General features: G+C 60.7%; 25 protein-coding genes and 1 pseudogene. 19 read left to right on the forward strand and 7 right to left on the reverse strand.

What is annotated here, in order from left to right:
• Window positions 1–81: 81 nt before the first annotated feature.
• The 7 genes from hslV (at window position 82) to K7431_RS23090 (ending at window position 7,855) form a co-directional block, all read left to right on the forward strand.
• Window positions 82–612 carry an ATP-dependent protease subunit HslV gene (gene hslV, locus K7431_RS23060; protein ID WP_003171209.1) on the forward strand — a complete coding sequence of 177 codons (531 nt, stop codon included), beginning with the start codon at window positions 82–84 and terminating at the stop codon, window positions 610–612.
• A 37-nt stretch (window positions 613–649) separates the two neighbouring features.
• A complete protein-coding gene (gene hslU, locus K7431_RS23065; protein ID WP_012721807.1) occupies window positions 650–1,987 on the forward strand; it encodes an ATP-dependent protease ATPase subunit HslU in 1,338 nt (445 codons plus the stop codon).
• Between the two features lie 148 nt (window positions 1,988–2,135).
• Window positions 2,136–2,513, forward strand: coding sequence for a gamma-butyrobetaine hydroxylase-like domain-containing protein (locus tag K7431_RS23070; protein ID WP_012721806.1), 378 nt, complete (start codon window positions 2,136–2,138; stop codon window positions 2,511–2,513).
• Window positions 2,514–2,762: 249 nt separating this feature from the next.
• Window positions 2,763–4,442: a class II poly(R)-hydroxyalkanoic acid synthase gene (phaC, locus tag K7431_RS23075; RefSeq protein ID WP_012721805.1), complete on the forward strand. Its 1,680-nt coding sequence runs from the start codon at window positions 2,763–2,765 to the stop codon at window positions 4,440–4,442.
• A 145-nt stretch (window positions 4,443–4,587) separates the two neighbouring features.
• Window positions 4,588–5,433, forward strand: coding sequence for a poly(3-hydroxyalkanoate) depolymerase (gene phaZ, locus K7431_RS23080; RefSeq protein ID WP_012721804.1), 846 nt, complete (start codon window positions 4,588–4,590; stop codon window positions 5,431–5,433).
• Between the two features lie 88 nt (window positions 5,434–5,521).
• The gene (phaC, locus tag K7431_RS23085) at window positions 5,522–7,204 is read left to right on the forward strand and encodes a class II poly(R)-hydroxyalkanoic acid synthase (RefSeq protein ID WP_012721803.1); all 1,683 of its coding nucleotides are present in this window, start codon (window positions 5,522–5,524) and stop codon (window positions 7,202–7,204) included.
• A gap of 27 nt (window positions 7,205–7,231) precedes the next feature.
• Window positions 7,232–7,855 (forward strand): TetR/AcrR family transcriptional regulator, encoded by a 624-nt coding sequence (locus K7431_RS23090; RefSeq protein WP_012721802.1) that lies wholly within the window; start codon window positions 7,232–7,234, stop codon window positions 7,853–7,855.
• Window positions 7,856–7,903: 48 nt separating this feature from the next.
• Here the strand turns inward: K7431_RS23090 and K7431_RS23095 are convergent, their stop codons facing one another.
• The 3 genes from K7431_RS23095 to K7431_RS23105 form a co-directional block, all read right to left on the reverse strand.
• Complete coding sequence (locus tag K7431_RS23095) at window positions 7,904–8,851, reverse strand: phasin family protein (RefSeq protein ID WP_012721801.1); 948 nt, start codon at window positions 8,849–8,851, stop codon at window positions 7,904–7,906.
• 12 nt (window positions 8,852–8,863) lie between these two features.
• A complete protein-coding gene (locus tag K7431_RS23100) occupies window positions 8,864–9,286 on the reverse strand; it encodes a phasin family protein (RefSeq protein ID WP_012721800.1) in 423 nt (140 codons plus the stop codon).
• Between the two features lie 105 nt (window positions 9,287–9,391).
• Complete coding sequence (locus K7431_RS23105) at window positions 9,392–9,667, reverse strand: polyhydroxyalkanoic acid system family protein (RefSeq protein WP_012721799.1); 276 nt, start codon at window positions 9,665–9,667, stop codon at window positions 9,392–9,394.
• Between the two features lie 144 nt (window positions 9,668–9,811).
• Between K7431_RS23105 and ubiE the strand changes: the two genes are divergently transcribed.
• The 12 genes and pseudogenes from ubiE (at window position 9,812) to K7431_RS23160 (ending at window position 19,845) form a co-directional block, all read left to right on the forward strand.
• Window positions 9,812–10,582, forward strand: a complete 771-nt coding sequence (gene ubiE, locus K7431_RS23110) for a bifunctional demethylmenaquinone methyltransferase/2-methoxy-6-polyprenyl-1,4-benzoquinol methylase UbiE (protein WP_003171186.1) — start codon at window positions 9,812–9,814, stop codon at window positions 10,580–10,582.
• On the forward strand, window positions 10,582–11,205 hold the full coding sequence (locus K7431_RS23115; protein WP_012721798.1) for a ubiquinone biosynthesis accessory factor UbiJ: 624 nt from the start codon (window positions 10,582–10,584) through the stop codon (window positions 11,203–11,205). The genes ubiE and K7431_RS23115 overlap by 1 nt, the downstream gene beginning before the upstream one ends.
• Window positions 11,202–12,806, forward strand: coding sequence for a ubiquinone biosynthesis regulatory protein kinase UbiB (ubiB, locus tag K7431_RS23120; RefSeq protein ID WP_012721797.1), 1,605 nt, complete (start codon window positions 11,202–11,204; stop codon window positions 12,804–12,806). Before K7431_RS23115 ends, ubiB begins: the two co-directional genes overlap by 4 nt.
• A 41-nt stretch (window positions 12,807–12,847) precedes the next feature.
• Complete coding sequence (gene hisI, locus K7431_RS23125) at window positions 12,848–13,240, forward strand: phosphoribosyl-AMP cyclohydrolase (protein ID WP_012721796.1); 393 nt, start codon at window positions 12,848–12,850, stop codon at window positions 13,238–13,240.
• A gap of 2 nt (window positions 13,241–13,242) precedes the next feature.
• On the forward strand, window positions 13,243–13,575 hold the full coding sequence (locus K7431_RS23130; protein ID WP_003209299.1) for a phosphoribosyl-ATP diphosphatase: 333 nt from the start codon (window positions 13,243–13,245) through the stop codon (window positions 13,573–13,575).
• A 25-nt stretch (window positions 13,576–13,600) separates the two neighbouring features.
• Complete coding sequence (locus K7431_RS23135) at window positions 13,601–13,879, forward strand: twin-arginine translocase TatA/TatE family subunit (RefSeq protein WP_012721795.1); 279 nt, start codon at window positions 13,601–13,603, stop codon at window positions 13,877–13,879.
• Between the two features lie 10 nt (window positions 13,880–13,889).
• Window positions 13,890–14,294 (forward strand): Sec-independent protein translocase protein TatB, encoded by a 405-nt coding sequence (tatB, locus tag K7431_RS23140; protein WP_012721794.1) that lies wholly within the window; start codon window positions 13,890–13,892, stop codon window positions 14,292–14,294.
• Window positions 14,291–15,082 (forward strand): twin-arginine translocase subunit TatC, encoded by a 792-nt coding sequence (tatC, locus tag K7431_RS23145; RefSeq protein ID WP_012721793.1) that lies wholly within the window; start codon window positions 14,291–14,293, stop codon window positions 15,080–15,082. The genes tatB and tatC overlap by 4 nt, the downstream gene beginning before the upstream one ends.
• A complete protein-coding gene (locus tag K7431_RS23150; RefSeq protein ID WP_012721792.1) occupies window positions 15,079–15,786 on the forward strand; it encodes a 16S rRNA (uracil(1498)-N(3))-methyltransferase in 708 nt (235 codons plus the stop codon). The genes tatC and K7431_RS23150 overlap by 4 nt, the downstream gene beginning before the upstream one ends.
• 197 nt (window positions 15,787–15,983) lie before the next feature.
• Window positions 15,984–16,904: pseudogene (locus tag K7431_RS31280) on the forward strand (methyl-accepting chemotaxis protein); the annotation flags it as partial.
• A gap of 201 nt (window positions 16,905–17,105) precedes the next feature.
• Entirely contained in the window at window positions 17,106–17,810 is a 705-nt protein-coding gene (locus K7431_RS31285) for a methyl-accepting chemotaxis protein (protein WP_370636174.1), read from the forward strand.
• A gap of 127 nt (window positions 17,811–17,937) precedes the next feature.
• Window positions 17,938–19,845 (forward strand): methyl-accepting chemotaxis protein, encoded by a 1,908-nt coding sequence (locus tag K7431_RS23160; RefSeq protein ID WP_012721790.1) that lies wholly within the window; start codon window positions 17,938–17,940, stop codon window positions 19,843–19,845.
• 193 nt (window positions 19,846–20,038) lie between these two features.
• Here the strand turns inward: K7431_RS23160 and K7431_RS23165 are convergent, their stop codons facing one another.
• The 4 genes from K7431_RS23165 to K7431_RS23180 form a co-directional block, all read right to left on the reverse strand.
• Window positions 20,039–20,773 (reverse strand): amino acid ABC transporter ATP-binding protein, encoded by a 735-nt coding sequence (locus K7431_RS23165; RefSeq protein ID WP_012721789.1) that lies wholly within the window; start codon window positions 20,771–20,773, stop codon window positions 20,039–20,041.
• Window positions 20,766–21,725 carry an amino acid ABC transporter permease gene (locus K7431_RS23170; RefSeq protein WP_012721788.1) on the reverse strand — a complete coding sequence of 320 codons (960 nt, stop codon included), beginning with the start codon at window positions 21,723–21,725 and terminating at the stop codon, window positions 20,766–20,768. Before K7431_RS23170 ends, K7431_RS23165 begins: the two co-directional genes overlap by 8 nt.
• A 37-nt stretch (window positions 21,726–21,762) precedes the next feature.
• Window positions 21,763–22,560: a transporter substrate-binding domain-containing protein gene (locus K7431_RS23175; RefSeq protein WP_043206111.1), complete on the reverse strand. Its 798-nt coding sequence runs from the start codon at window positions 22,558–22,560 to the stop codon at window positions 21,763–21,765.
• A gap of 220 nt (window positions 22,561–22,780) precedes the next feature.
• Entirely contained in the window at window positions 22,781–23,581 is an 801-nt protein-coding gene (locus tag K7431_RS23180; RefSeq protein WP_012721786.1) for a transporter substrate-binding domain-containing protein, read from the reverse strand.
• Between the last annotated feature and the right edge of the window lie 166 nt (window positions 23,582–23,747).

The raw sequence follows: 23,747 nt of genomic DNA on the forward strand, positions 1-23,747 counted from the left end.
TGTATAAGAGACAGCCCCCCCACCACCCCCATATCAGTTTCCATCAGGGCATTTTCGCCCCGCTGCGTGGAGACTCTCCCCTTGACCACCATCGTTTCAGTACGTCGCCACGGCAAAGTCGTCATGGGCGGCGACGGCCAGGTTTCCCTGGGTAATACCGTGATGAAAGGCAACGCCAAGAAAGTGCGTCGCCTGTACCACGGCCAGGTTCTCGCAGGCTTTGCCGGCGCTACCGCCGACGCCTTCACCCTGTTCGAGCGCTTCGAAGGCCAGCTGGAAAAACATCAGGGCCACCTCGTGCGTGCCGCCGTCGAACTCGCCAAAGAATGGCGCACCGACCGCTCCCTCAGCCGCCTGGAAGCCATGCTGGCCGTCGCCAACAAAGACGCTTCCCTGATCATCACCGGTAACGGCGATGTGGTTGAGCCTGAACATGGCCTGATCGCCATGGGGTCCGGCGGTGGCTACGCCCAAGCCGCAGCCAGCGCACTGTTGAAGAAAACCGACCTGTCGGCCCGCGAAATCGTCGAGACCGCCCTGGGCATCGCCGGTGATATCTGCGTGTTCACCAACCACAACCAGACCATTGAGGAGCAGGACCTCGCCGAGTAAGCCGTAGGCTTATTCGCGCTTGAGGCCGCCAAACACTATGTCCATGACTCCCCGCGAAATCGTCCATGAACTCAACCGCCATATCATCGGCCAGGACGATGCCAAGCGCGCCGTTGCCATTGCGCTGCGTAACCGCTGGCGCCGGATGCAACTGCCCGAAGAACTGCGCGTTGAAGTAACGCCGAAGAACATCCTGATGATCGGCCCGACCGGCGTCGGTAAAACCGAAATCGCCCGTCGCCTGGCCAAGCTGGCCAACGCGCCGTTCATCAAGGTCGAAGCCACCAAGTTCACCGAAGTGGGCTACGTCGGCCGCGACGTCGAGTCGATCATTCGTGACCTCGCCGACGCCGCCTTGAAGCTGCTGCGCGAACAGGAAATGACCAAGGTCAGCCACCGCGCCGAAGACGCCGCCGAAGAACGCATCCTCGATGCCCTGCTGCCACCGGCCCGCATGGGCTTCAACGAAGACGCCGCGCCGGCCTCGGATTCCAATACCCGCCAGTTGTTCCGCAAGCGTCTGCGTGAAGGCCAGCTGGACGACAAGGAAATCGAGATCGAAGTCGCCGAAGTCTCCGGCGTCGACATCTCTGCGCCGCCTGGCATGGAAGAAATGACCAGCCAGTTGCAGAACCTGTTTGCCAACATGGGCAAGGGCAAGAAGAAAAGCCGCAAGCTCAAGGTGAAGGAAGCGCTGAAACTGGTGCGCGACGAAGAAGCCGGGCGCCTGGTGAATGAGGAAGAACTCAAGGCCAAGGCCCTGGAGGCGGTCGAGCAGCACGGCATCGTGTTTATCGACGAGATCGACAAGGTCGCCAAGCGCGGTAACTCGGGCGGCGTGGACGTGTCCCGTGAAGGCGTACAGCGCGACCTGCTGCCGCTGATCGAAGGCTGCACCGTGAACACCAAGCTGGGCATGGTCAAGACCGACCACATCCTGTTCATCGCCTCCGGTGCGTTCCACCTGAGCAAGCCAAGCGACCTGGTGCCGGAGCTGCAAGGCCGTCTGCCGATTCGCGTAGAGCTCAAGGCGCTGACCCCGGGCGATTTCGAACGCATCCTCAGCGAGCCGCATGCGTCGCTCACTGAGCAGTACCGTGAGCTGCTGAAAACCGAAGGCCTGGGCATCGAGTTCCAACCGGACGGCATCAAGCGCCTGGCGGAGATCGCCTGGCAGGTCAACGAGAAGACCGAGAACATCGGTGCGCGTCGCCTGCACACCTTGCTGGAGCGCTTGCTGGAGGAAGTGTCCTTCAGCGCCGGTGACCTGGCAGGTGCGCAGAATGGCGAAGTGATCAAGATCGACGCGGATTACGTCAACAGCCACTTGGGCGAATTGGCGCAGAACGAAGACTTGTCGCGCTACATTCTGTAAGCCTCACACAGAATCGCTTCGCTTCAATGTGGGAGGGGGCTTGCCCCCGATAGCGGTTTGTCAGACAGATATATGCTGACTGACACACTGCTATCGGGGGCAAGCCCCCTCCCACATGTTGAAGCCGGTTTCTTCAGGATCACTACCTATGTCCAAATTCCCCACCGCGGTAAACCTGCACAAAACCTCCAACACCCTCGGCCTCACCTACGGGCCCGACGAGGTGTATCAACTGCCTGCCGAACTGCTGCGCACCCACTCGCCTTCCGCCGAGGTCCAGGGCCACGGTAAACCCATCCTGCAATTCGGCAAGCTCAACGTCCGGTTGACCAAGATCGAACCGGCCGGCCAGTACGCACTGAAATTGACCTTCGACGACGGGCATGACAGCGGACTGTTCACCTGGGACTACCTCTACCAGTTGGCCGTGCGTCAGGATGCACTGTGGGCTGATTATCTCGCCGAGCTCAAAGCGGCCGGCAAAACCCGCGACCCGAGCGAGTCGGTCGTGCGCCTGATGCTCTAGCCCAGGCCTCTTGCTCATTAGTGGGCATTTTCTAATTGCTTCTGCTTGAATGCCCTGTCGCGTGACCAAAGATTGGTCCGCTTGCGAAAAAAATTAAACTCGGGTAACCAATGGAGCTGGCAAGTTCCCTGCATTTGACGATGCGGTATCAACGGTCACCCGAGTCGCAGTACCAGGCTTGTGTTGTGTATCGAAACTTCGTACGCAGCGGTACCCGGTACTCGTCTTTCGGACAATGGAGCGTCGTAGATGAGTAACAAGAACAACGATGACTTGAAACGCCAGGCCTCGGAAAACACCCTGGGGCTTAACCCGATCATCGCGTTACGCAAAAAGGATTTATTGGCGTCGGCGAAGATGGTGCTGACCCAAGCCATCAAGCAACCGTTGCACAGCGTCAAGCATGTCGCGCATTTTGGCGTCGAGTTGAAGAACGTGATGTTCGGCAAATCCCAACTGACCCCCGAAAGCGACGACCGCCGCTTCCACGACCCGGCCTGGAGCCAGAACCCGCTCTACAAACGGTATTTGCAAACCTACCTGGCGTGGCGCAAGGAACTGCACGACTGGATCGGCGACAGCAACCTGTCGGAACAGGACATCAGCCGCGGCCACTTCGTGATCAACCTGATGACCGAAGCCATGGCCCCCACCAACAGCGCGGCCAACCCGGCGGCGGTCAAACGCTTCTTCGAGACCGGCGGCAAGAGCCTGCTCGATGGCCTGTCCCACCTGGCCAAGGACATGGTGCACAACGGCGGTATGCCGAGCCAGGTCAACATGGGCGCCTTTGAAGTGGGCAAGACCCTGGGCACCACCGAAGGCGCGGTGGTGTTTCGCAATGACGTACTGGAGCTGATCCAGTACAAGCCGATCACCGAACAGGTGCACGAACGCCCGCTGCTGGTGGTGCCGCCGCAGATCAACAAATTCTATGTCTTCGACCTGAGCCCGGAGAAGAGCCTGGCGCGCTTCTGCCTGCGCAATGGCCAACAGACGTTTATCGTCAGCTGGCGCAACCCGACCAAGGCCCAGCGCGAGTGGGGCCTGTCGACCTATATCGAAGCGCTGAAGGAAGCGGTCGACGTGGTCACAGCGATTACCGGCAGCAAAGACGTGAATATGCTCGGCGCCTGCTCCGGCGGCATCACCTGCACTGCCCTGCTGGGCCACTACGCCGCGCTGGGGGAGAAGAAGGTCAACGCCCTGACCCTGCTGGTGAGCGTGCTGGACACCACCCTGGACACCCAGGTGGCGCTGTTCGTCGATGAGCAGACCCTGGAAGCGGCCAAGCGCCACTCCTACCAGGCCGGCGTGCTGGAAGGCCGCGACATGGCCAAGGTGTTTGCCTGGATGCGCCCCAATGACCTGATCTGGAACTACTGGGTCAATAACTACCTGCTGGGCAACGAGCCGCCGGTGTTCGACATCCTGTTCTGGAACAACGACACCACACGCCTGCCGGCCGCCTTCCACGGCGACCTGATCGAATTGTTCAAAAATAACCCACTGGTGCGCGCCAACGCCCTGGAAGTGTGCGGCACGCCTATCGACCTCAAGCAGGTCACCGCCGATATCTACTCACTGGCCGGCACCAACGACCACATCACGCCGTGGCAGTCCTGCTACAAGTCGGCACAGCTGTTTGGTGGCAAGGTCGAGTTCGTGCTGTCCAGCAGTGGGCATATCCAGAGCATCCTCAACCCACCGGGCAACCCCAAGGCGCGCTACCAGACCAGCGACAGCCTGGCGGGCAAGCCGCTTGAGTGGCAGGAGAATGCGACCAAGCACACGGATTCGTGGTGGCTGCACTGGCAAGTGTGGCAGGCGGAGCGGGCGGGCAAGATGAAGAAGGCACCCACAAGCCTGGGTAACAAAACCTACACCGCAGCAGAGGCGGCGCCAGGCACATATGTACACGAGCGCTAGATTGAAATGCGTTCAAAGGTGGGAGGGGGCTTGCCCCCGATGGCGGCGCATCAATAACAGATGTACTGACTGACACCCTGCATCGGGGGCAAGCCCCCTCCCACATTGATTGCATTCCAACCCCACCATTTCACAGGGCTTGAGCATGCCGCAACCGTTCATCTTCCGTACCATCGACCTGGATGGCCAGACCATCCGCACGGCGGTACGCCCGGGCAAGCCTCACTTGACGCCGTTGCTGATCTTCAATGGCATCGGCGCCAACCTTGAGTTGGTGTTTCCGTTCGTCCAGGCGCTGGACCCGGACCTGGAAGTGATCGCCTTCGACGTGCCCGGCGTGGGCGGTTCATCCACACCGAACCGGCCGTACCGCTTTCCCGGCCTGGCCAAACTCACCGCACGCATGCTCGATTACCTGGACTATGGCCAGGTCAATGCGGTGGGCGTGTCCTGGGGCGGCGCATTGGCACAGCAATTTGCCTACGACTACCCGGAGCGCTGCAAAAAGCTGATCCTCGCGGCCACGGCGGCGGGTGCGGTGATGGTGCCGGGCAAGCCCAAAGTGCTGTGGCTGATGGCCAGCCCACGCCGTTACATCCAACCGTCACACGTGGTGCGCATTGCGCCGATGATCTACGGCGGTTCGTTCCGCCGCGATTCGAAACTGGCCGCCGAGCACGCGAGCAAAGTGCGCTCGGCGGGCAAACTGGGCTACTACTGGCAGCTGTTCGCCGGGTTGGGCTGGACCAGCATCCATTGGCTGCACAAGATCCGCCAACCGACGCTGGTGCTGGCGGGAGACGACGACCCGCTGATCCCACTGATCAACATGCGCATGCTCGCCTGGCGCATCCCCAATGCACAGTTGCACATCATCGATGACGGCCACCTGTTCCTGATCACCCGGGCCGAAGCCGTTGCACCGATCATCATGAAGTTTCTCGAGGAGGAGCGCATGCGCGCGGTGATTCACCCGCGACCGGTAGTGTAAGGACCACACTGCCGCGCAACTTGCCGAGAACCGACTATGGTTCTGAATTGGCGTGCCTGTTGATGGCTTGACGAAGGAGTGTTGGCTCATGCGAGAAAGACCCGTGACGAACCCGGCGCCCACCCCTGCCGCGTTCATCAATGCGCAAAATGCAATCACCGGCCTGCGAGGTCGGGATTTGCTGTCGACCCTGCGCAGCGTTGCCGCCCATGGTTTGCGAAACCCGGTGCATACCGCCCGTCACGCCCTGGCGCTGGGCGGTCAACTGGGTCGCGTCCTGCTGGGGGAGACGGTGCATGAACCCAACCCTCACGACAGCCGCTTCATTGACCCGACGTGGAAGCTCAACCCGTTCTACCGACGCAGCCTGCAAGCGTATTTGGCCTGGCAGAAACAGACCCGTCACTGGATCGATGACAGCACGCTGAGTGCCGATGACCGCGCCCGTGCGAACTTTGCCTTCTCGCTGTTCAACGATGCGGTCTCGCCCTCCAATACCCTGCTCAACCCGCTGGCCGTCAAGGAGCTGCTCAACTCCGGCGGCAACAGCGTGGTGCGTGGTGTGAGCAACCTGTTCGACGACCTGCTGCACAACAACGGCCTGCCGCGGCAGGTCAGCAAGCAGGCCTTTGAAGTCGGCAAAACCGTGGCCACCACGCCCGGCTCAGTGGTGTTTCGCAATGAGCTGCTGGAGCTGATCCAGTACAAGCCCATGAGCGAAAAACAGTACGCCAAGCCCCTGCTGATCGTGCCGCCGCAAATCAACAAGTACTACATTTTCGACCTGAGCCCGGCCAACAGTTTTGTGCAATACGCCCTGAAAAACCGCCTGCAGACGTTCATGGTCAGCTGGCGCAATCCGGATGTGCGGCATCGCGAATGGGGCCTCTCCACTTACGTGGCGGCGCTGGAAGAAGCGCTCAACGTCTGCCGTGCCATCACTGGCGCCCGCGAAGTCAACCTGATGGGCGCCTGCGCCGGCGGCCTGACCATTGCCGCCCTGCAAGGCCACCTGCAAGCCAAACGCCAACTGCGGCGGATCTCCAGCGCCAGCTACCTGGTGAGCCTGCTGGACAGCCAGATCGACAGCCCCGCCACGCTGTTCGCCGATGAGCAAACCCTGGAAGCCGCCAAGCGCCGCTCCTATCAGCAAGGCGTGCTCGACGGCCGCGACATGGCCAAGGTGTTCGCCTGGATGCGCCCCAACGACCTGATCTGGAACTACTGGATCAACAACTACCTGCTGGGCAAGGAACCGCCGGCCTTCGACATCCTGTACTGGAACAACGACAACACGCGCCTGCCTGCCGCGCTGCATGGTGACCTGCTGGACTTCTTCAAGCACAACCCGCTGAGCCACCCCGGCGGACTGGAGGTGTGCGGTACACCCATTGACCTGCAAAAGGTCACGGTAGACAGCTTCAGCGTGGCCGGGATCAACGACCACATCACGCCATGGGACGCGGTGTATCGCTCCACCCAATTGCTCGGCGGTGAGCGGCGCTTCGTGCTGTCCAACAGCGGGCATATCCAGAGCATTCTCAACCCACCGGGCAACCCCAAAGCCAACTACGTCGAGAACCCCAAGCTGAGCAGCGACCCGCGTGCCTGGTACTACGACGCCAACCACGTCGAAGGCAGTTGGTGGCCGCAGTGGCTGGAGTGGATCCAGCAGCGCTCAGGCGTACAACGCGAAACCCTCACCGCCCTGGGCAACCAGAATTACCCACCGATGGAAGCGGCGCCGGGCACCTATGTGCGGGTGCGCTGAGCTCAACGATCACATTAAGAAGACTGGATGAAGACGCGCGACCGTATCCTTGAATGTGCCCTGCAGTTGTTCAACCAGAAGGGCGAGCCGAACGTGTCGACCATGGAGGTGGCCAATGAAATGGGGATCAGCCCCGGCAACCTCTACTACCACTTCCATGGCAAGGAGCCACTGGTGCTCGGGCTGTTCGAGCGGTTCCAGAATGAGCTGGCGCCCTTGCTCGACCCGCCGGCGGATGCCCAACTGGAAGCCGAGGATTACTGGCTGTTCCTGCACCTGATCGTCGAGCGCATGGCCCATTACCGGTTTCTGTTTCAAGACCTGTCGAATCTGGCGGGGCGCCTGCCGAAATTGGCCAAGGGCATTCGCAACCTGCTGACGGCGCTCAAACGTACGCTGGCGTCATTGCTCGCGCGGTTGAAGGCGGCGGGCCAGTTGGTCAGCGGCACCCAGGCGTTGGGGCAGTTGGTGGAGCAGATCACCCTGACCCTGCTGTTTTCCCTGGATTACCAGCGGATCCTCGATCGCGAAGGTGAGGTGCAGGTGGTGGTCTACCAGATCATGATGCTGGTAGCGCCGCACTTGCTGCCACCGGCGCGGCAGGCAACCGAGAAGTTCGCGCTGAAATACCTCGATGACCCCCACACATAAAAAATGCCCGACCTTTGCAGGCCGGGCACTTTTTGTGCCCTGAAAAGATCAGGACTGACTGGATGGCGTCGGGGTTGCCGGCGTTGCAGTCGGGGTCACAGCAGCAGGGGTCGGTGCGGACACCGAGTTGGCTGTGGAAGCGGTTGGCGCGGTAGCAGGCTTGGCCGCAACAGCAGGCTTCGGTGCTGCTGGTTTTTTCGCTACGGCAGGCTTCTTCGCGGCGGCAGGTTTTGCCGCTGGTTTGGCTGCGGCAGGCTTGGCCGCCGGCTTCGCGGCGACGGGCTTGGCTGCAGGTTTCGCAGCGGCCGGTTTGGCAGCGGGTTTTGCAGCGGCGGTTTTGGCCGCAGGCTTGGCGGCAGGTTTTGCTGCTGCCTTGGCTGCGGGTTTAGCGGCAGGCTTGGCAGCCGCTTTAGCCGCTACCGGTTTAGCAGCAGGCTTGGCGGCCGGCTTAGCGGCTGCGGTTTTGGCCGCTGGCTTGGCTGCTGGCTTAGCGGCAGCTTTGGCGGCGGGCTTGGCGGCAGCTTTTGCAGCCGGTTTGGCAGCGGCCGTTTTAGCGGCAGGCTTGGCAGCCGGTTTGGCCGCTGCGGTTTTCGCCGGAGCCACTTTGGCGCCGGTGAGTTTTTCAATTTGCTTGGTCAGGGTATCAACCTTGCTGTGCAACGTTTTCAATTCAGCTTTGCTCGGCACGCCCAGTCGCGAAATGGCACTGTTGAGGCGTTTGTCGAAAGTCTCTTCCAACTTGCCCCACGTGTCAGAAATGCTCGACTTGGCGGAACCGGCAGTTGCCTTGGCGGCTTCAACTTTTTTACCAACCGTGGTTTTGGTCAGTTTCTCGGCCTTCTCGCCGTCCTTGACCAAAGTCTCGAAGTATTTGCCACCGTCACTGCTAACCTTCGAGTACACGCCTAAACCAGCAAGCCAGATCTTACGGGAATATTTTTCAACTTCCCCGACCCACGAGCTGCCTTCTTTCTGAGTAGTCTTTTTAACAGCCATCCCGATGTCTCCTTAGTGTTTACGCGCGACACGTTCGAGCAATGCCGTCAGCTCTTCGAGCTTAGCAGAGAGTGTCTCCACGTCATGTTTAGACGCAATGCCGATTCGATTCAAGGCACTTGCAACACGAGTATCAAAAGCTTTTTCAACTTTATCCAGCTGAACTTCTACCAGACCTTTGACAGAGGAGACATTACTCTTTACTTGGTCAATCTGACTGTTGGCGGCCTCAAGTTGTTCAACTGCAACTTTTTTACCTTTACTTTCAACATGTTGGCCCGACTTAACCAGCTCTTTAAAGTACTCGCTGCCCTCGCTTCCGACCTTGGCGTAGGCACCGAGTCCTGCCAGCCAGATCTTGCGGGCGTAGGATTTAACGTCACTCAGGGTAGTGGTCTGGGCGTCGATTTTTTTCTTCAGGATAACTTTGGCCATGGTGCACCTCACGCAAAATAGGGGGGAGGAACGGCCCACAGGAGTTGAGGGCTTGGGCACAAAGTAGGCTGGAAAATTAGAATCGGCACCCTAAGAACAATCGGATCAAACCAGCGCCTTATCCAGGGCCTTCTCGATTTCGGACTTGATGGTGCCACTCATGGCCGACATCAACAGCCCCAGTTCCACATCAATGCGCAGCGAATCATCGGCGACTAATACCGTGCCTTTAACCCCCGAACGCTTGAGGTTCAAGGTATCGCCGGACCACGAAGGCTCCAGGCCATATTGCTCCTTGAGTTTGAGCGCCAACTTATCGGCCTTTGCCCGTGCGCCTTCTTTACCCAGGGAATGTGCACGCTCAACGGTTATACGGGCCATTGCAATGACTCCTCTTTATAGGGACTTGGATACCTTCGATGCGGCAAAAGGTCTCGGTGACCGCCCATCTTACCTTCAGCCTTGCCAAGACAAAGCAGGCCTTGGGGATTATCATGTCCCGCATTCTCTTTTGGTGACAGCGATATGACTGATCAGCGCAAAGGCAGCGATGCCGAACCCACCACTCACTTCGGCTTCAAGAACGTCCCGGAAAGCCAGAAAGCGGAAAAAGTCGCTGAGGTGTTTCACTCCGTAGCGGCCAAGTACGACCTGATGAACGACGTGCTCTCCGGCGGCATGCACCGCCTGTGGAAGCGCTTCACCATCGAGCTGTCGGGTGTACGCACCGGCAACCGCGTATTGGATATCGCCGGCGGTACGGGCGACCTGGCGGCCAAATTCTCCAAGCTCGTGGGTCCGACCGGCCAAGTGGTATTGGCGGACATCAACGGCTCGATGCTCAAGGTCGGTCGTGACCGCCTGCTCGACAAGGGCGTGGCCGGCAATATCGAATTTGTCCAGGCCGATGCGGAAAAGCTGCCGTTCCCCGACAACCACTTCGATTGCGTGACCATCGCTTTCGGCCTGCGCAACGTGACCCACAAGGAAGACGCGATCCGCTCGATGCTGCGCGTGCTCAAGCCGGGCGGCCGCCTGTTGGTGCTGGAGTTCTCCAAGCCGACCAACGCGCTGATGTCCAAGGTCTACGACACCTACTCCTTCGCCTTCATGCCGTTGATGGGCAAGCTGATCACCAATGACGCGGAGAGCTATCGCTACCTGGCCGAATCGATCCGCATGCACCCCGATCAGGAAACCCTGAAGTCGATGATGGTAGAGGCCGGTTTCGACCGCGTGACCTACCACAACATGACCTCGGGCATCGTGGCCCTGCACCGCGGCATCAAGCCCTGATGCTGCTCAAAGGTCTTCTCGCCAGCGTTGAACACGGCCTCAACCGTGTGCTGCGCCTGGACAGCACCGCCCTGGCGCGGCTTGCGCACTTGAACGGCAAGGTCATCGCCGTCGACTGCAGCAGCCCCGCCTTGCAGCTGTTTATCCTGCCCAGCGATGAAGGCCTGCTGCTCGCGACCCAATGGGCTGCCGAGGCCGATTGCACCCTGCGTGCGCCGGCGTCCAGCCTGTTGCACCTGGCGCTGAGCCGCAACAAAACCGCGATCCTCCACGGCACTGAAGTGCATTTGGAAGGTGACAGCTCGGTGCTGATGGACCTGGCCGCCGTGCTGCAGGACCTGGAGCTGGACTGGGAATACGAGCTGTCGCGCTGGATCGGCCCCGTCGCCACCCAGTTGATCAGCGGGCACCTGCGCAGCCGCTCGCGTTGGTACCAGCAGGGGTTCGCCAGCCTCAACCAGAACCTCGCCGAATACCTGAGCGAAGAATCGCGCACCCTGGTCGGAGAACGGGAAGCGCAAGCGCGCTTTCGTGAACTCGACAAGGCCAAAATCGACCTGGAACGCCTCGAGGCCCGCTTCGAGCGCCTGAGCCGTTCCCTTGATCCAAGCGATAACGCATGAAGCTGCTCGCCGTCCGCCGTTTGTTTCGTATCCAGCGCGTCGTAATCCGCTACCGCCTCGATGACCTGCTGTTCGCCCTGCCGCTGCCGTGGTTCCTGCTCGCTGTACGTTATGTACTGCCGTGGCGCTGGTTCCCGCGCAAACAGCTGGAGCTGAGCCGTGGCGCGCGCCTGCGCCTGGCGTTGCAGGACCTGGGGCCGATCTTCATCAAGTTCGGGCAGATCCTCTCGACCCGCCGCGACCTGCTGCCCGAAGACATCGCCGACGAGCTGATGCTGTTGCAGGACCGCGTGCCGCCGTTCGATTCCCAGCAATCGATGAAGCTCATCGAAGAACAGCTGGGCAAGAAGATCAGCGAGGTGTTCAGCCGCTTCGACGTCGACCCGCTGGCCTCTGCTTCGGTCGCACAAGTGCACGCGGCGCAGCTCAAGACCGGCGAAGAAGTGGTGGTGAAGGTGATCCGCCCCGGCCTCAAGCCGATCATTGGCCAGGACCTGGCGTGGCTGTTCATTCTCGCCCGCGCTGCCGAGCGTTTCTCGGCCGATGCGCGCCTGCTGCACCCGGTGGATGTGGTCGCCGACTACGAAAAAACCATCTACGACGAACTCGACCTGCTGCGCGAAGCCGCGAATGCCAGCCAACTCAAGCGCAACTTCGAAGGCTCGCCACTGCTGTACGTGCCGCAAGTGTATTGGGATTGGTGCCGCCCCAAAGTGCTGGTGATGGAGCGCATCTACGGCGTGCAGGTCACCGACCTCGCGACGCTGGCCGACCAGCGTACCGATATGAAGATGCTCGCCGAGCGTGGCGTGGAGATTTTCTTCACCCAAGTGTTCCGCGACAGTTTCTTCCACGCCGACATGCACCCGGGCAATATCTTCGTCAGCACCGTCAACCCGTGGAGCCCGCAGTACATCGCGATCGACTGCGGCATCGTCGGCAGCCTGACGCCGGAAGACCAGGACTACCTGGCCCGCAACCTGTTCGCCTTCTTCAAGCGCGACTACCGGCGCGTGGCGCAATTGCACATCGATTCGGGCTGGGTGCCGGCTGAGACCAAGCTCAACGAATTCGAAGCGGCGATCCGTACCGTGTGCGAGCCGATCTTTGAAAAACCGTTAAAAGATATTTCCTTCGGCCAGGTCTTGATGCGCCTGTTCCAGACCGCGCGGCGCTTCAATATGGAAGTGCAGCCACAGTTGGTGCTGTTGCAGAAAACCCTGCTCAACATCGAAGGCCTGGGCCGCCAGCTGTACCCGGACCTCGACCTGTGGAATACCGCCCAGCCGTTCCTCGAACGCTGGATGCGCGAGCGGATGAGCCCGAAAACCGTGCTGGGCAACCTGCACAGCCAGATGGAACAACTGCCGCACTTGGCCAACATGACGCGCGACCTGTTGGAGCGCATGTCCCAGCCCCACGCCAAGGACCCGGCGCCACCCTGGAAGAAGCGCAAGGACGACTGGTTCCTGCGCCTGCTGGGCGCTGCGCACCTGGTCGGCGGGGTGATGCTGGCCATCGGTGGTCCGCTGAACCAACTGGGCCACTGGCCGGCTGGCATCATGGTCGCCGTGGGTGTTTATCTGATCGTGCGTCGATAGCCAATCCGGTTATACACTGTCGCAAATTGCCGGAGCCGAACATGAAAGACTGGCTGGACGAGATCAAGTGGGACAGTGACGGCCTGGTGCCGGCCATTGCCCAGGACTACAAGACCGGGCGCGTGCTGATGATGGCCTGGATGAACCGCGAGGCCCTGAGCCTCACTGCCACTGAGCAGCGCGCCATCTACTGGTCACGCTCGCGTGGCAAACTGTGGCGCAAGGGCGAAGAGTCCGGGCACGTGCAAACCCTGCACGAGATGCGCATCGACTGCGACGCCGACGTGGTGATCCTGAAGGTCGAGCAGATCGGCGACATCGCCTGCCACACCGGCCGTCACAGCTGCTTCTATCGCGTGTTCGAGAACGGCGAATGGAAAGTCGTGGAACCGGTGCTCAAAGACCCGCACGCCATCTACTCGGCAGGACACTGAACATGAGCGATACCCTGAACCGTGTGGCCCAGGTGCTGGAAGACCGCAAAGGCGCGGACGCCGACAGCTCCTACGTCGCCAGCCTGTACCACAAGGGCTTGAACAAGATCCTGGAAAAACTCGGCGAAGAATCCGTCGAGACGATCATCGCCGCCAAGGACGCGCAAATCAGCGGCGACTGCAGCGATGTGATCTACGAAACCGCCGACTTGTGGTTCCACAGCCTGGTCATGCTCGCCCAACTGGGGCAGCATCCACAGGCAGTGCTGGATGAACTGGACCGTCGCTTCGGCTTGTCCGGGCATGCCGAAAAGGCTTCGCGCCCGTCCGCTTGAATAACGTTGACTGAGGAATTGCAGCATGGGCATTTTTGACTGGAAACACTGGATCGTCATTCTGGTGGTCGTGGTACTGGTATTCGGCACCAAGAAACTCAAGAACCTCGGCACGGACGTCGGCGAGTCGATCAAGGGCTTCCGTAAAGCCATGAACGACGACGAAAAACCGGCCGACCCGGTGGTCAATCCCGTACCGCCGGCCCAGCCTGTGCACCCGCAGGCCACCCAGCCGATCACCGAGCGTCGTACCTTCGACGTGCAGGCTGAAAAAGTCGAAGAGCCGACCCGCAAAGACTCGTGAGCACTGACTAATGTTTGGTATCAGCTTCTCTGAACTGCTGCTCGTCGGCCTGGTAGCCCTGCTGGTACTGGGGCCGGAACGCCTGCCTGGTGCGGCACGCACGGCCGGCCTGTGGATCGGGCGCCTGAAACGCAGTTTCAACGCCATCAAACAGGAAGTTGAAAGGGAAATCGGCGCCGACGAAATCCGCCGGCAACTGCACAACGAACATATTCTGTCGTTGGAGCAGGAAGCCCGGAAGATTCTGTCACCCGTGCAGGAACCCGCCAAACCGGTGGAGCCGGTGGCTGACAACACCATCGCGCCAACCGTTGAGGCCGCTCCCGTGCAGCCCACCGCGCCAACCGAGCCTGCGCCGACGCCTGCCGCGTCGCCCGCGCCCCATGACCCCACATTGCCGCCGCGAGCCCCATGAGCGCTGATAAACCGGAAAACGACCAGCATATGCCGCTGGTCTCGCACCTCACCGAGCTGCGTACCCGCCTGCTGCGTTGCGTAGCGGCCATCTTCATCATCTTTGCCGGGTTATTCGCCTTTACCCAGCAGATCTACACCTTCGTCTCCACGCCGCTGCGCCAGTACCTGCCGGCCGGCGCGACGATGATCGCCACCGATGTGTCATCACCGTTCCTGACGCCGTTGAAGCTGACCATGATGGTCTCGCTGTTCCTGGCGATCCCGGTGATCCTGCATCAGATCTGGGGCTTTATCGCGCCGGGCCTGTACAAGCATGAGAAGCGCATCGCGGTGCCGTTGCTGGTGTCGAGCATCCTACTGTTCTACACCGGCATGGCGTTCGCCTACTTCCTGGTGTTCCCGTTGATCTTCAAATTTTTCGCCGCCGCCACCCCGGCCGGCGTGGAAATGATGACCGATATCACCAGCTACCTCGACTTCGTGATGACGCTGTTCTTCGCCTTTGGCGTGGCCTTCGAAATCCCGGTGGCCGTGGTGTTGCTGGTGTGGATCGGCGTGGTCAACGTGCAATACCTGAAGAAGATCCGCCCCTACGTGATCATCGGCTGCTTCGTGGTCGGCATGATCCTCACCCCGCCGGATATTTTCTCCCAGACCCTGCTGGCCGTGCCGATGTGGATGCTGTTCGAGATTGGCATCCTGTTCAGCAGCTTGATCACCAAGCGCGGCGAACACCCGGATGACCAAACCGCCGACGACGACCAGCCGCCAGCGACCCAGCCGTGAACCTGCTGCTGCTGGAAGAGGCCGACTTTATCGCGGCCGACCGTGTGGTGCTGCGTGATCGGCGCCTGGTGCACATGCAGGAAGTCCACCGCGCCGTCGTAGGCGACAGCCTGCGTGTCGGGCGCATCGGCGGGTTGATGGGCAATGCACAACTGGTGCGCCTGGAAGCCCGCGAAGCCGAACTGCAAGTGAGCTTCGACCAACCTCCACCGGCCAAACTGCCGCTGACGCTGCTGCTGGCCCTGCCGCGCCCGAAAATGCTGCGCCGGGTGCTGCAGACCGTGGCCGCCATGGGCGTGCCCAAGGTGGTGCTGGTCAACAGCTACCGGGTCGAGAAGAGCTTCTGGCAGACCCCGTTCCTGGAGCCCGAGGCGATTCGCGAGCAATTGATCCTCGGCTTGGAACAGGCCCGGGACACGGTGTTACCCGAGATTGTTATCGAAAAGCGCTTCAAGCCCTTCGTCGAAGACCGCCTGCCGGCCATGACCGAAGGCACCCTGGGCCTGATCGGTCACCCAGGCGATTACCCGGCGTGCCCACGTGGGCTGGATGAGCCGGTGACCCTGGCGATCGGGCCTGAGGGTGGCTGGATTCCCTACGAAGTGGACCTGCTGACCCAAGCAGGGCTGCAGCCGGTGCAACTCGGTGCACGCATCCTACGGGTCGAAACGGCCGTCACCGCCCTGCTCGCCCGGCTCTTCTAACCACAAACCTGGCAAACGACGCAGCTCCCCTGTGTCACTACAGATTCCTGCGTATCTGCCGATAACCCGTGAATAAGTCCAAGCCTTGTTCCACGGGAGTTTGCAGTATGTATCGTTGGTTAGCCGAAAAGCTGGGGAATGTCAGCGTCAAAACCAAACTTGGCGTGGGCTTCGGCCTGGTATTACTGCTGACGCTAATGATCACCTTCACCGGCTGGACCGGGCTCTCAGGCGTGATCAGTCGCGGGGACAAACTGGGTTATATCGCCAGCCTCAACGACCTGAGCAAGGACCTGCGCATTGCGCGCCTGGACTTCGAAATGCGCCGTGGCGAACAGGGGCCGGCAGCCGTCAATGAGCTGCTTGGCAAGCTGGAAGGTGGCCTGAAAACCGCGCGCACCCTAATCGAGCAGCCCGCCGATATTGCCCTGATCGATGATCAACTGGCAGGGGTCGACCAGTACAAACGGGCATTTGATGCCATGGTCCAGGCCGGAGCCAATCGCGAAAACGCCCGTAGCAAATTGGGCGATACCGCTGACAACGCGGTACTCAAGGTAAACGAAGTCGAAAAATCCCTGCTGCAAGGTGACAGCGTCAGCCAGTTCAACAGCGTTGTCGATGTGAGCAAATTGATCCAGCAAGCGCGCTTTCAGGTGCGCGGCTATACCTACAGCGGCAAGGTCGAAGCAGAGCAGCCCGCGCTGGACGCCATCGATAATGCCCTGAAAAAAATCGCCAGCCTCACGGGCCAAATCCCTGAACAATATTCGACCAACCTGCAACAGGCCAGCGTGTCACTGCAAGCCTATCGCGCAGCGGTCAGCCAATACCGCGACTCTCAGGTTGCCAGCGCTGCAGCGCTGAAAATCATGGGCGTGCAGGGCGACATACTGCTGGACCGCAGTAACAAGCTGACCACCTCGCAAACGGTGGTGCGTGACGCCGATGCGGCAAACGCCAAGCAGCTGTTGCTGTTGGCCACCGTACTGGCGCTGATCTTCGGCCTCGTCGCCGCCTGGGCTATCACCCGCCAGATCATCATCCCGCTCAACCAGACACTCCAGGTGGCCGAACGCGTGGCCTCGGGTGACCTGAGCCACAACCTGACCTCTCTACGCCAGGATGAACTGGGTCAACTGCAACGCGCCATGCAAAGCATGACCGTCGGCCTGCGTGAGCTGATCGGTGGCATCAGCGACGGCGTCACCCAAATCGCCAGCGCCGCTGAACAGCTGTCCGCCGTGACCGAGCAAACCAGCGCCGGGGTCAACAGCCAGAAGGTCGAGACCGACCAGGTCGCCACCGCCATGAACGAAATGGCCGCCACCGTGCAAGAAGTGGCGCGCAACGCCGAGGAAGCCTCCGAAGCTGCCGTGGCCGCTGACCAGCAGGCCCGTGAAGGCGACAAAGTGGTCGGCGAAGCCATCGCCCAGATCGAACGCTTGGCCACCGAAGTGGGCAACTCCACGGCGGCCATGGGCGACCTGAAGCGCGAAAGCGACAAAATCGGCAGCGTGCTCGACGTGATCAAGTCCGTGGCCCAGCAAACCAACCTGCTGGCCCTCAACGCCGCGATTGAAGCCGCACGTGCCGGCGAAGCCGGGCGAGGTTTCGCCGTGGTGGCGGACGAGGTACGCAGCCTGGCCCAGCGCACACAGAAGTCCACCGAAGAGATCGAAGAGCTGATCGTCGGCCTGCAAAACGGCACCCAACAGGTCGCAAGCATCATGGACAACAGCCGTGGCCTGACCGACAGCAGCGTCGAGCTGACCCGCCGTGCCGGTAGCGCCCTGGCGAACATCACCCGTACGGTCTCGACCATCCAGGCGATGAATTCGCAGATCGCCACGGCGGCCGAGCAGCAAAGCGCGGTGGCCGAGGAGATCAACCGCAGTGTGTTGAACGTGCGCGATGTGTCGGAACAAACCTCTTCGGCCAGCGAAGAAACCGCAGCCTCCAGCGCTGAGCTGGCGCGCCTGGGTATCTACCTGCAAACCCTGGTCGGGCGCTTCCGTATCTGACGGTTCTTACGGCGGCGGCCGGTCGAGGCCGCCGCAACTTGTGAAAATTCCTACACAGTTATCAGCCCGCCATCACTCCGAATCGAATTAGCGTGTCTACGCGCTTTATCAGATTTGGAGGTTCACCATGTTTCCTCGGCTGACCCGCTTGCTGGTCAACGCCAGCGTCCGACTCAAACTTGCCCTGGGGTTCGGCCAGGTGCTGGTCCTCAGCCTCGCCATCGCCATGACTGGCTGGCAAGCCTTGAATGCGGTGCTTTTCCGCTCAAGCAACTTGATCGTGCTGGGCCAACTGGCCGCTGTCGCAGAGGCCATGCGCGCCGATCGTATCGTGTACCGCACCCTGACAGACGCCACCAGCCTGGGCAAAATGACCCTGCAGATTGGAACAATCGACCAGCACCTCGACTACTTGCAAGACCACGTCAAAGACCCGGCCGACCTGCAGAGCCTGCAGGAAGCGAGACGCCTGGTGGCCGGTTTCAAAGCCGTACTCGTGGAGCTTGCGCCGCTGATCGAACGACGCGAAAACATCCACCCCCTGCTGCAAAAGGCCACACTCCAGGCCGGCGATACACTCGCTCAGTTGGCCAGTGAACTGCCCGACCAGCAGGATCAGCAGGCACTCGATGCCATCGAGAACCTGCGTCAAACCATAGAGCAGGCGGAGGAGCGTGCCCGCAGCCCTGCCTGGGCCGCGGAATCATTACAGGCCTATGCAGAAACGCTCGGCAAGGCGCTCGACACCCTGGCCATCGCTCAAGCCGCTGTCACGCGCCTGCCGGTAGACTCGACGTTGCTTGAAACCGACCTGGCGGATTATCGCGCGCAGCTACTGATGCTCAAGGACGCTCAAGTCACCACCGAAACCGCGCAAAACCGCTTCGAGCAACAGCTCAACCAGTTACTCGAGCAAACCGAACGGGTGAGCCAGAGCCAGATCGTCAAGCGTGACAGCGAGGCGGAACACACCCGCATGTTGCTTGTCAGCGTCACGGTTGCCGCCCTGTTGCTGGGGGCGTTGGCGGCCTGGTGGATCGCCCGCCAAATCGCGCTGCCGCTGCACCAAGCCTTGGCAGCCGCCAACCGCATTGCCGAGGGCAACCTGAGCGACAGTGGGGTGGTGGAACGTCGGGATGAGTTGGGCCAGTTGCAGCAAAGCATCGGGCAAATGGCGCGCAACCTGCGCGGCCTGATCAGCGGTATTGGCGACAGCGCCCGACAAATCGCCAGTGCCGCCACACAGCTGTCCACTGTCTCCGAGCAGACCCGCGCCGGGCTCAGCAACCAAAAGGACGAAACCGATCAGGTGGCCACCGCCATGAACGAAATGCTCGCCACCGCCCAGGAGGTCGCCCGGCACGCCGAGCAGGCGTCTATCGCGGCCAATGAAGCGGACCAACAGGCCAGCGCCGGTGACAAGGTGGTTGCACAAGCCATTGAGGAGATCGGCCATCTGGCCAGTGAAATGGCCCTGTCCAGCCGCGCCATGCTGGCACTGCAGCAGGAGAGCCAAAAAATCGGCAGTGTGCTGGACGTGATCAAGTCCGTGTCCCAGCAAACCAACCTGTTGGCGCTGAACGCGGCCATCGAAGCCGCACGCGCGGGCAATGCCGGTGAAGGGTTTGCGGTGGTAGCCGATGAAGTACGCAGCCTGGCGCAACGCACCCAGGAATCGGCCGAAGAAATCGAAGGGCTGATCAGCGGCCTGCACGCCGGTACACAACAGGTGGCCGACATCATGGACAGCAGCCGCCACCTGACCGACCACAGCGTCGGCCTGACCCGCGACGCCGGCGACGCACTGGCGGCGATTGCCCGGACGGTATCGATCATCCAGGAAATGAACCCGCAGATTGCCGCCGCCGCCGAACAACAAAGCGCCGTGGCCGAGGAGATCAATCGCAGTGTGTTGAAGGTACGGGATGTTTCCGAACAAACCGCAGCCGCCAGCGAGGAAACGGCGGCGGCGAGCGTTCAGTTGACGAGATTGAGCCTTGACCTGCAGACACTGGTCGGCAAATTCAGGCTCTGAGACTCACCACATGTGTGGCGGCTGGCTTGTTGTGGCGAGCGAGCTTGCTCGCGCTGGGCTGCGAAGCGGCCCTAAAAACCTGCCACTGCGATTTGGCTTAAAAACGCGGATGGGTTTATGGGGGCCGCTACGCGGCCCAGCGCGAGCAAGCTCGCTCACTGCAGGTCAACTTTTAGCGCTCTGGAAGTGTTGACTACAGGACCTGGCGCAGGAACGCCTGGGCGCGAGGGTCTTTCGGTGAGTCGAAGAACTCGGCCGGGGCCGCATCTTCCAGCAACTTGCCATGATCGAAGAACAGCACGCGGTCCGCCACTTCACGGGCAAAGCCCATTTCGTGGGTGACACAGACCATGGTCATGCCCTCCAAGGCGAGCGTCTTCATCACGTCCAGCACTTCGCCGACCATTTCCGGGTCGAGGGCCGAGGTGGGCTCATCAAACAGCATCACCTTGGGCTCCATGGCCAACGCCCGGGCAATCGCGACTCGTTGCTGTTGGCCACCGGACAAGCGTGAGGGGAACTCATTGGCCTTCTGTGCAATGCCGACCTTCTCCAGCAGCGCCAGGGCCTTGGCCTCGCGCTCCTGCTTGCCGCGCTTGCGCACGACTTTCTGCGCCAGGCACAGGTTTTCCAGCACGGTCATGTGCGGAAACAGGTTGAAGTGCTGGAACACCATGCCGACTTCGCGGCGGTAGGCGTTCACGTCGGTCTTCGGGTCGGCCAGTTGCAAACCGTCGATGCTCACCGAGCCGGAGTCGAACTCCTCCAGGCCGTTGAGGCAACGCAGGAACGTGGACTTGCCGGAGCCGGACGGGCCGATCACTACCAGTACTTCGCCCTTGGCCACCCGGGTGGTCACATGGTCCACCGCACGGACCACATGGCCACGAGTGTCGAAGACTTTTACCAGATCGCGGACTTCAATCACTTTGCGCGAGCCTCCGCTCAAGCCGGCTGGCCATTTTCGACAGCGGCAGGTTGATCAGCAGGTACAGGCCTGCCACGCAGAACAGGATTTCAAACGGCGAAAATGAAGTGGTGATCACTTCACGGCCACTCTTGAGCAATTCGGTAATCGCGATCACCGACACCAGGGACGTGTCCTTGACCAGGCTGATAAATTGCCCGGCCAGCGGTGGCAGCACGCGCTTGAACGCCTGCGGCAGTACCACATGGCGCATCGACTGGCTGGCACTCAGGCCCAGGGAGCGCGCGGCTTCGTTCTGGCCACGGGTGATGGACTGCACACCGGCGCGGACGATTTCAGCCACATAGGCACCGGTAAACAGCGACAGCGCCGCAATCCCGGCGAATTCCCGGGACAGGTTGAGCACCGTACCGATAAAGAAATAGAAGATGAAGATCTGCACCAATAGCGGCGTACCGCGCACCAGCTCGACGTAGATCGTCGACAGATCACGCAAGGTCGGGTTGCTGGACAAGCGGCACAAGCCGGTCGCCAGACCAATCGCCAGGCCGAGGATTCCGGACACCACCGATAACCATAGCGTGGTCCACAAACCCCACATCAATGGCCCCAACGCCCAATGCCGGGTCACGCCCACCACATCGCCTTCGGCGACATCGTCACCGCGCGCCACTTGCAGGCTGTTGTCGGCAACAGTCAGTTTTTGCTCGGTGCCGGCGTCGTTGCGCAAGGTCACTTCGGCGACGTCGCCTTTGCGGACCAGCTCGACAACCGTGGAGATGTCAGCGGCGCGTTGGGACTCTTCAGCCTGGTAGGCGAAGTACTGCGGTACGCGGTTCCAGCGCCATTCGTAGGACATCAGCGAGGTGGCGTAGTACAGCGCACCGGCCAGGCCAACCAGCACGACCACAGTCAGCAGGTGCCAGGGCCATTGGGCTTTTTTCTGTTTCATTTACTCAGTATCCAAAAGAGTCGGGCGCGCGCCAGCCTTATTCCATGTCCTTGAGCCACTCGGAGTTCTTGAACCACTTGTCATGGATGCGATCGTAGGTGCCGTCGTTGCGGATCTGGTGCAGGAAGTTGTTGATGAAGTTGATGCTGTCGTAGTCGCCTTTCTTCAGGCCAAACGCCAGGGGTTCGAAGGTGAAGGGTTCTTCCAGGAACACCAGCTTGCCATTGCCGACTTTTTTCTCGGCGACCACGTTGTACGGCGCGTCATACACAAAGGCATCGGCCTTGCCGTTGACCACGTCCAGCACGCCTTCCTGCTCGTTGTCGTAGCCGTGGTACTTGGCTTTGGAGATCAACTTTTTGGCGACCATCTCACCGGTGGTGCCCAGCTTGGAAGTCAGGCGGTATTTCTCGTCGTTCAAGTCTTTGTAGGACTTGATGGTGCCTTCCAGTTCCTTGCGGATCAGCAGGGTCTGGCCGACCACAATGAAGGGTTCGCTGAAGTTCAGGCGCAGGTTGCGTTCCTGAGTCAGGGTCATGCCGCTGCCGATCATGTCGAACTTGCCGGTCAGGAAGGCGGGGATAATGCCGTCGTAGCCGGTGGATACCAGCTCCAGCTTGACCCCCATGGACTTGGCCATGGCCTTGAGGATGTCGACTTCGAAGCCGATGATTTCACCGCGCTTGTCTGTCATTTCGAACGGCATGTAGGTCGGGTCCATGCCGACTTTCAGCGTGCCGCGCTTGACCGCATCATCGATCGCACCCGCCTGGACCGCAGCGGCCGCGACCAGTGCGGTGACGCCGAGCAGCAGCATCGAAAGATACTTTTTCATCATCAAGTCCCCTGAACGATTTTTGTAAGGTCGGCGCGCAAAAGGGCTGCACCATTTCGGGGTGCGATCCTAACCCACTCGTTGCTCGTCACAAAGGTTTCACGGCTATTTGTTATCGGCATATGTCGGAAAAGCCCCACATCGGTGCGGCAAAGCTCAGGGGCAGACACTTACGCAGAGGAGTACCGGCAACCGGTTGATGTGTAAGCAGTTATGACTTTCAGTCGATTTCCACCCACCAATCGGTGTCTTTAAACCACTTGTCGTGCAGGCGATCGTAGGTCCCATCCTGGGCCACTTGATTAAGAAAATGGTTGATCCAGTTGAGGCTGTCGAAATCGCCCTTTTTCAAGCCGAACGCCAAGGGTTCGAAGGTAAAGGGTTGCTCAAGTGCCAGCAGCGTGCTGTTTTCCGGGCGGCTCAGGGCGATCAGGTTGTAGGGTGCGTCATGAATAAAAGCATCGGCCGCTCCCGCCAACACCTGGCGTACCCCTTCTTCCGGAGTGGCAAAACTGCTGATGCGGGCCGCCCCCAAAAACCGTCGGGCTGCCGCCTCACCCGTGGTGCCTTCGGTGGTGGCGATCCGGTAACTGGCGTCATCCAGGTCCTCGACACTGCTGACCTTGCCCAGAAGCCTTGGGTGCAACACCACCGACTGGCCGACCACGATGAACGAGTCGCTGAAGTTGAGCTTGAGGTTGCGTTCCTGGGTGACGGTCATGCCGCTGCCGATCAGGTCGAATTTCTTTGCCTGCAACCCCGCCACCAGCTCGGTGTAGGGCACAGTGACCAATTCAAGCTCGACCCCCAAGGCTTGGCTCATGACCTTGAGCAGGTCGATTTCAAAGCCGACGATGCGTCCCTGTTTATCGGTCATTTCGAAGGGCACGTAGGTGGGCGTGGTGCCGACCTTGAGCGCGCCGCGTCGAACGGCGTCGTCAATCGCGCCAGCCTGTGCCAGGCCCATGTGAATCCATGCGACAGCGCTGATCAGCAGCGCAGAACAATAGCCTTTGCTCATGAAGACCCCAGTAGCCGGTTAAATTCGGGGCGATGCTAACTCAGCCACGGGCACGGCAATACGCCTCGAACAAGGGTCTTTTGTTTCGAAATAACAAGAGGTTAAGCCGAGAGGGAAAGTAACGAAAAACGCTGTAGGACCAGCGTTCGGAACACCCCCGAGGAGA

This window comes from Pseudomonas fluorescens group sp. (genome assembly GCF_020093335.1).
Classification (GTDB): Bacteria; Pseudomonadota; Gammaproteobacteria; order Pseudomonadales; family Pseudomonadaceae; genus Aquipseudomonas; species Aquipseudomonas petroselini.